At 42.5% G+C, this 8137-nt stretch carries 6 protein-coding genes; 2 read left to right on the forward strand and 4 right to left on the reverse strand.

The genetic code is table 11. From position 1 onward, the window contains the following. Nucleotides 1-43 precede the first annotated feature (43 nt). The 3 genes from Q0R52_RS25565 to Q0R52_RS25575 all read right to left on the reverse strand — a co-directional run bounded on the left by Q0R52_RS25565 (nucleotide 44) and on the right by Q0R52_RS25575 (nucleotide 4025). Entirely contained in the window at nucleotides 44-1873 is a 1830-nt protein-coding gene (locus tag Q0R52_RS25565) for an ABC transporter ATP-binding protein (RefSeq protein ID WP_295800469.1), read from the reverse strand. Nucleotides 1874-1958: 85 nt separating this feature from the next. Next, the gene (locus Q0R52_RS25570) at nucleotides 1959-3098 is read right to left on the reverse strand and encodes a glycosyltransferase family 9 protein (RefSeq protein ID WP_295800472.1); all 1140 of its coding nucleotides are present in this window, start codon (nucleotides 3096-3098) and stop codon (nucleotides 1959-1961) included. Nucleotides 3099-3146: 48 nt separating this feature from the next. Then, nucleotides 3147-4025 carry a glycosyltransferase family 2 protein gene (locus Q0R52_RS25575; protein WP_295800475.1) on the reverse strand — a complete coding sequence of 293 codons (879 nt, stop codon included), beginning with the start codon at nucleotides 4023-4025 and terminating at the stop codon, nucleotides 3147-3149. Between the two features lie 136 nt (nucleotides 4026-4161). Between Q0R52_RS25575 and meaB the strand changes: the two genes are divergently transcribed. After that, nucleotides 4162-5052 (forward strand): methylmalonyl Co-A mutase-associated GTPase MeaB, encoded by an 891-nt coding sequence (gene meaB / locus Q0R52_RS25580; RefSeq protein ID WP_295800478.1) that lies wholly within the window; start codon nucleotides 4162-4164, stop codon nucleotides 5050-5052. 60 nt (nucleotides 5053-5112) lie between these two features. On the opposite strand, the gene Q0R52_RS25585 is transcribed toward meaB, so the two are convergent. Continuing rightward, complete coding sequence (locus Q0R52_RS25585; RefSeq protein WP_295800480.1) at nucleotides 5113-6402, reverse strand: aminopeptidase P N-terminal domain-containing protein; 1290 nt, start codon at nucleotides 6400-6402, stop codon at nucleotides 5113-5115. A gap of 148 nt (nucleotides 6403-6550) precedes the next feature. Here Q0R52_RS25585 and Q0R52_RS25590 point away from each other — a divergent pair, with 148 nt between their 5' ends. After that, the gene (locus tag Q0R52_RS25590) at nucleotides 6551-7927 is read left to right on the forward strand and encodes an OmpA family protein (protein WP_295800481.1); all 1377 of its coding nucleotides are present in this window, start codon (nucleotides 6551-6553) and stop codon (nucleotides 7925-7927) included. The last annotated feature ends 210 nt before the right edge of the window (nucleotides 7928-8137 follow it).

An 8137-nucleotide genomic window follows, 5' to 3' on the forward strand; every position in this document is an offset into this window, starting at 1 on the left:
TGATGACCACACACAGACTTTCCGTTTGAATTTTGAAAATAAGTTATCCCGCAAAAGTCTGCATATCAATCAACTTCCGGTACAGCCCGTTGTTTTCAAGCAGTTCAAGGTGATTCCCCTGTTCCACAATCTGCCCGTTTTCCAGCACGATAATGATATCGGCATTTTGTATGGTGCTTAACCTATGCGCAATTATTAGCGACGTTCGATTTTTCATCAGGTTATTCAATGCATCCTGTACCAGTTTTTCTGATTCAGTATCCAATGCCGATGTAGCCTCGTCAAGCAGCATTATTGGCGGGTTATTGAGTACCGCGCGGGCTATACAAATGCGCTGGCGCTGACCGCCTGAGAGCTTGGTACCGCGGTCGCCAATGTTGGTTTCATATCCTTTTTCGGTTTCGATGATGAAATTGTGGGCGTTGGCGATTTTGGCCGCCGCTATTACGTCATCTTTAGTTATATTGGTTTTACCAAACGCTATGTTGTTAAAAATAGAGTCGTTAAATAATATCGATTCCTGGTTTACCACGCCGAGCAGTGACCGTAGTGAATGGCTTGTGTAATTGTTAATATTTTCGCCGTCAATTAGTATTTCGCCCGATTGTGGTTCCATAAAATGTGGCACCAAATCCATCAAGGTTGACTTACCGCCACCGGACGGGCCAACAAGTGCAACGGTTTTACCTTTTGGGATAGTGAAATTCACATTATTCAATACCTGCCTTTCGCCATAAGCAAACGACACGTTTTTAAATTCGATGCCTTTGTTAAACTCCTTAATTTCCAGGGCGTCGGGTTTATCTTTTATTTCCGGTTTTTCATCAATCAGTGCCAGTACCCGCTCACCGGCTGCAATGCCCGAGTGTATGTTACTGAACGAATCGGAGATAGCTTTTGCGGGTCGCATCAGTTGAGAAAAAATAGCGATGTATGCTATAAATTGCCCTCCATCAAGTTCCGTGCGCTTGTTTAAAATCAGGAAACCGCCGTACAAAACAATACACGATATCATGATAATTGCCAGCGTTTCAGAAACCGGCGAGGCTGATTGCTGACGCTTGGCCATCGAACGTAAAATTTTCGAATACCTTACGTTTTCGGCATTAAACCTGGTTTTAATAAAATCGGTAGCGTTAAATGCCTTTATAATACGTACGCCCTGTAGTGATTCGTCCAGGTAGCTAATCATATTTCCATAAGTCTGTTGGGCAGCTACAGCCTGCGACTTAAGTTTTTTTACGATTTTAGAGATGATAAAAGCAGACACAGGCACCACCAGCAACGACCCCAAAGTTAAGCTTATCGAAATTTTAAAAAGCAGCACCAAAAAAACGATCATCTGGAAAGGTTCCTTAAAAATAACCTGTAGCGTAGCAGTAACCGAAAATTGAACAACCTGAACATCTGATGCTATTTTTGAAATAATGTCGCCTTTGCGCTGGTTATTAAAATAGCCCAAATGCATATCCATCACATTGTTAAACACCGAACGACGCAGGTTAAGCAAGGTATGCAAGCGCAGGTTTTCCATAGTACGCGCACCCAAATAACGGAACAGGTTGCCAACCACCATGGTAACAATTATGGTTCCGCATATAAATTTTAATGCCCCCCATTGGCCCTGGCTTTTTATAAAGCCGTGCATGTAATAGTTGAACCAGCCTGTAACATCCATAAAGCCGGGCCGCTTAACTACTTCGTGAGCGGCAACTTTACATGAATCGGCTATAAATAGGGTATTCATTAGCGGGATGAGTAACGGGTAAATCATCGAGCTGAATAACACAAACAATAATGTATAAAGTATGTAAGGGATGGCGAACTTTTCAATTGGCTTGGCAAAAGATAGCAGCCGGAAATATGTCTTCATTAAAAACTATAAATAAAAATGCAAAGCTAACAGTAATTAACTAATATATACCCCACAAAGTATCCCGGCGCTTGCCACATTTTTATTACCGGGACAATAAAGGCAAAACCGCGTCCCAAACGCGCGCTACGCTAATTTTGCCGATACAGGGGTAAACTTCGGTTGCGGCAGGTTTATAAATACAAGCCCAATTACAATAATAGCAGTCCATTTTGTCGAATACGCAAACCGGGCCGTATTCGAAATATGCCGGGTAGGGCGCAAATCTTTCAAAGTGGCCGCCGCCAAGTATACAAACCGATTTTGTTTTTGCAGCGACAGCTATGTGAATGGCGCTGGTGTCATTGGCAATTACCAGAGTCGCCCTCCCAATCAACTCAACCATCTGCGGCTGCGTTGATTGGCCAATTAAATTAACCACGCTGCCGGGCGGTAAATTGGCAACAATAAATTCGCCCAAAGCCGTTTCGCCTGGTCCGCCTGCCAGGTAAACCGACTGTGTGCTCTGCTGTTTAATTTGCTGTATTAGTTCAATAAAATTCTGCTCGCCCCATTGGCGGCCAAAAGCGCCCGCACCGGGAAATATCACAATGCCACCCTCACCCGTTTTTGTCACCGGGATTGTGGTTGAGCTTATAGTATCATGTGTATTTAAAAAAGTATCGAAAAAAAACCTCGAACGCTCAAATTCAAAATGCACCCCGGCAGGTAATAACAAGCGCCGGGTATAAAATTTATCAGTCTTAGTCTTATAGCGTGCAGAAATACCCTCATTGTCACTTTCGAATCCAATTATTTGTTTTGCCGCTGTAAACCCGGCAAAACTATCATTGATAAATGTACGGGTGGACGATGGCTGTAGCGTAACCTCGTAATTAGCTTTATAAAGCCGCCATGCCAGTTTGAAGACTTTCACAGGCTGGGTAAACATGGGCCCGGCTTTTACAAATATAAACTGGTTAACATAAGGGGCGTCGTATTTCAACGCAATATCCTGCCAAAGCACGTTGCCAAGCAAATCAACCTGGTAATCTTTATAGTCTGCTGATGATTTTACAACTTCTATAAAATTTCTGAACAGGATGTAGTCGCCAATGGCATCGGTTTTTATGATCAGCAGTCTTTTTTGGGGCGACCTGAACTTCGCAAAAAAACGAAATAGCAAAGGAAGCTTCAATAGTAGAAACCGGGTAAGTCTGAATAAATTTTTATCAATGACGGCCATTATAATTAGGAATAATTACCGAAACGCTTTTCTTTAAATTCACGTTGGCTATTTAACTATTTTGTAATTACGGTATTCGCTTACCCGCCAGCCAGTGATATCTTCAACTTTTTGCAGCAATTTCCTCCTAAAGGTCATTTTTTTATGCAGTTGGTTAAGGTCGATATTAAGCTTCCAGTTGGTTAAAGCAATCCGTTTTTGCATTACCTGCGGATGGCTGCCGGTAAAATGTACCAGGCGGTCGGCATTTTTATAATCAAATTCAAATGTTTCGGGCAGGTTTTCGGCCATCCACTCGTCATCATGATAAAATAAGTTAAAATTACGAAGCTTGCTTTTCAAACCATCCGGTGGTTTTACCCAGCCATAGTGATAAATGTAAGCATCAATCAACTTAACCCTTATCTTTCTTCCGTCCAGCCTGAAACCTTGTGCATCACGATATGAATGTATCGCCTTATTGTTTCTTAGTATCCTTATTTCACGTCTGTACCACCTGCGCGAATGGCCGTAATAATCGTACGACCCGTAAAAATGGAGATACTTAAATAACAAACCTTCTATACGGTTATCATTTAAATTATCCTCCATCTCCTTTTTTATGAGCGGCAGGTACTTCTCATGCACGCACTCATCTCCCTGGATATAAAAGGCCCAGTCGGCATCTGAAGAAATTGAATTAAAGGCCTTATCTGTTTCGGCGGCAAATACGGCTCCACCATCGCGCAACGAATCGTCCCAAACAGTATTAATTATTTTAATCTTAGGCGAGTTTATATTCCTTATCAAACTTTCAGTGTCATCGCTGCAATTGCCTAATGCAACTATAAACTCATCACAAATTGGAAGAATTGAAGTTATGGCTTCGGCTACAGGGTAATCATTTTTTACTGCATTCCTGATAAAAGTAAAACCGGTCACCTTCATTATACATTATGTTTTGCAACAAATATAGCTTTCTGCTACAAAGTAAGTTTATATTATTGTCAATCAAAAAATGACACTTGTACATGTGTTGTTTAAAATACATTATATTTTTGTTACTTTATCTCAGTCATATAAAATGCAAAATACCGCCACCAACAACATCAAACCCGATTGTTCTGATTTCCGTTCAGTTGCGCGTGCTTTAACTGTTGTTGAAAATGATTTGCAGGGTGTAGGCGAACTTTTAAAAAGCCTGACATTTGTCAAAAGTGCCCCCATTATTGGTATAACCGGGCCGCCGGGAGCCGGCAAAAGCACCCTGGTAAACACTTTAATAACCGGTTTGCTTAACAATGGCAATAAAATAGCGGTTTTAGCCATCGACCCAACTTCGCCCTTTAATTTCGGCTCGCTGTTAGGCGATCGTATCCGCATGGCGCCGCATTTTAACCATCCTGATGTTTTTATCCGCTCGCTGGCCACGCGGGGTTCGCTTGGCGGGCTGTCGGCAAAAGCCATCGAAATGACTGATGTTTTACGTGCCGCAGGGTTCGACTATATTTTGGTAGAAACAGTGGGCGTTGGTCAGTCAGAAATCGAAATTGCAGGCCTGGCTGATATCACGCTCCTGGTTTTAGTGCCTGAAAGCGGCGACGAAATACAAAACATCAAATCGGGCCTCATGGAAGTTGCCGATGCCTTTATAGTAAATAAAGGTGATCGCGCCGATGCCGACTTGTTTGTTAATAATCTGAAAAAACTGCAGAAGACTGATTCCGGCTTGCCGGTTTTTAAAACTGTTGCTTCAAAAGATATCGGCATTGATAAAGTAATTGGCTTTATCCGCTCAAATGCAGGCAAAAAAAACTCACGCAAACAATTACTGCTTGCTGAAAAGGCCTATCGCATCATCCAGCAAAAACGCATGGCCGATATCGACAAAAAAAAGCTTCAGCATGATATTGCCAAAGCTTTAGAAGAACCAGGATTCAACTTGTATAAATTCATCAGCCCCCTAACCCCCTAAAGGGGGAACCGAATCGTCAGCTTGCAAATCAAAAACTCCCCCTTTAGGGGGCTGGGGGGCCTAAGCATTCATTATCTCCTCAATATGATCTGCCTCGACAGGTATATCGGCCATCAGGTCAACGTTGCCACCGGCGGTAATCAGTATATTATTTTCTATACGTATGCCAAGGCCTTCTTCAGGTATATAAATTCCGGGCTCGCAGGTTAAAATATTTCCAACCTCAAATGGTTTATAGCGGCTGGCAAAATCGTGCACATCAAGGCCCAGGTGGTGCGATGTGCCGTGCATAAAATACTTCTTATATAAAGGCATCTTAAGGTCTTGCTTGTCAACATCCGTTTTGTTGAGCAGTCCAAGTCCAATTAATTCGCCGGTCATTATCCTGCCTACCTCGTCCTGGTATTCGGTTAGCACAGTTCCGGCAACAATCATTTTGGTTGCTGCGCGCATTACCCGCAGCACTGCATTATAAACATCACGCTGCCGTTTGGTAAAACGCCCGTTAACAGGTACTGAGCGGCTCATGTCTGCATTATAGTTGGCATACTCGGCACCAAAGTCAAATAATACTACATCACCGTCTTTACAAACCTGGTTATTGTCGACATAATGTAGTACAATCGCATTTTTCCCGGACGCTATAATGGGGTTGTATGCATTGCCTGTGGCACGCTGGCGAAGGAACTCGTGGGTCAATTCAGCTTCAATTTCATATTCGGCCACTCCGGGCTTCAAAAACTTAAGTACACGTATAAAAGCGTCGCGGGTAATTTCGCAGGCTTTTTTGGTAAGCATAATTTCGGTATCCGATTTTACAACCCGCAAATCGCGCATCACCAAAGCAGAACGTTCGTATTTGTGCAGGGGATACTTCGCACGTAACGACTCAAGCAGCCTTATGTCGCGGTACGGCACGACATGGGCGTACCTGTCGTTCTCGTTTGTATTTATATATATGTGCTCTGCGTAGTTAATAATGGAGTGTAGTATAACGTCAAAATCATTCAGCCAATAGATATTTGTTATACCCGAAGCAACCTTGGCTTCTTCAATAGTATATTTGTGGCCCTCCCAAACAGCAATGTGTTCGTTGGTTTGTCTTAAAAACAGTACTTCTTTGTATAACGGATTAGGACAGTCTGGAAATAACAGCAAAATGCTTTGCTCCTGGTCAATGCCTGTTAGGTAAAAAAAATCAGGATTTTGTTTGTAAAGAAAACTTTGATCGCCGCTTCGCGGAAATTCATCATTTGAATTGAAAATGGCTATAGAACAGGGTTTTAGTCGCGAAACGAAATTTTTTCTATTGTGGGTAAATACCTCATTATTAACAGGGAGATATTTCATCTTTTAAATTTTATTAATTTTTTAAAAACATTTTTTTTCATTTATTTGTATAATAATTATAAAATTTGGAACGGTGTTTGGTTACAAATTCAAACATAATTACTATTTTTGAAAAAAATCACAATTAAAATCGTTTAATCTTAAAACTATGAACTATTCTACATTAAAGAAAACAGTCGTCTTATCATGTGTTTCCTTGATGGCAGTTGGTATAGCATCCGCTCAAACCGACTCCACTAAGAAAATGTCTGACGCGGCCGGTCCCGCCAAATTATTTGGTGGAGCTGGACAGTACAACACATGGAGCATTGGAGTTAACGTTGGCGTGACAGGATCGTCAGTAATAACCGGTGGCTTCAACAGATTTAATCAAAGCCAGCCTGCTTTAGGTTTTGGCGTTTCGGTTAAAGATCAACTTAGCCACGCATTTGGCATACAGTTAGATGCACACGCAGGTCAGATCAAAGGCAGACAAGATCAATCTCCAAACGCGAATGATCCTGGCGCTACTACCACTGTAACAGATCTTGTTACTGGTACCCAGTACGAAGGTTTCAAAACCAACTTCATTTCAGGAAGCTTGAGCGGTGTTGTTAATTTTGGTAACATCAGCTTTTTACACCGTGCTAACTCTGTTAACTTTTACGCTTCTGCAGGTTTTGGCTTCATGGTTTATGATCCGGCACCGTCAACTGATTTAACAAATTATGTTAAATGGAGCGCAGCAAGCGGTCATAAAGTTAAAGAAGTATACGTACCAGTTGGCGTTGGAGTTAAATTCCGCGCATCTGATCACTTAGACTTCAACGTTGGCTACACCGAAAACTTTGTTGACGGATTTAACGTAACCGGCGTTCACGCTAAATACCCATCTAACGACAAATATTCTTACGGATATGTTGGTTTAGAGTACACTTTAGGTTCATCTTCGAAACCGAGCTTAGAGTGGGCAAACCCAGTTGCTATGATGTATGATGAATTGTACGATGCTGCATTACGTGCGGAAGTTGAAGCTTTAAAAGGCCGTGTTACTAACGTTGAAAACGCTGTTAACGACCTGAAAAAAGATTCAGACGGTGACGGTGTTGCTGATCAATTCGACAAATGCCCTAACACTCCTGCTGGTAGCGTAGTTGATGGTTCTGGTTGCCCAATCAAATTCCCTGAGCCAGTTGCTGTTGCTACTGCTGCTCCTACTGCTACTCCTTACGGAAACATCCAGTTTGAGTTTGACAGTTCAGTATTGAAAACTTCTTCATACCCAGTATTAGATGCTACATCTGCTGATATGAGGGCTAACTCAAGCACTGTTACTTTAGCTGGTTACGCTTCATCTGAAGGTACTGCTGCTCACAACATGCGTTTATCAAAAGACCGTGCTAACTCTGTAAAAACTTACTTAGTTAACTCAGGTGTTGATGCAAAACGCTTAAAAGTTAAAGGATTTGGCGAAACCCATCCTATAGCTGATAACTCTACCGAAGATGGCCGCGTTGCTAATCGTCGTGTTGAAATGCACAAATAATTTTAATTAATTATTATATAAAAGGCCTCCTGTTACAGGGAGGCCTTTTTGTTTACCCTAAACTTCCGACTTCCGACCTCCGACCTCCGACCTCCGACCTCCGACCTCCGACCTCCGACCTCCGACCTCCGACCTCCGACCTCCGACCTCCGACCTCCGACCTCCGACCTCCGACCTCCGACCTCCGACCTCCGACCTCCGACCTCCGAC

The organism is Mucilaginibacter sp. (genome assembly GCF_025359345.1).
Classification (GTDB): domain Bacteria; phylum Bacteroidota; class Bacteroidia; order Sphingobacteriales; family Sphingobacteriaceae; genus Mucilaginibacter.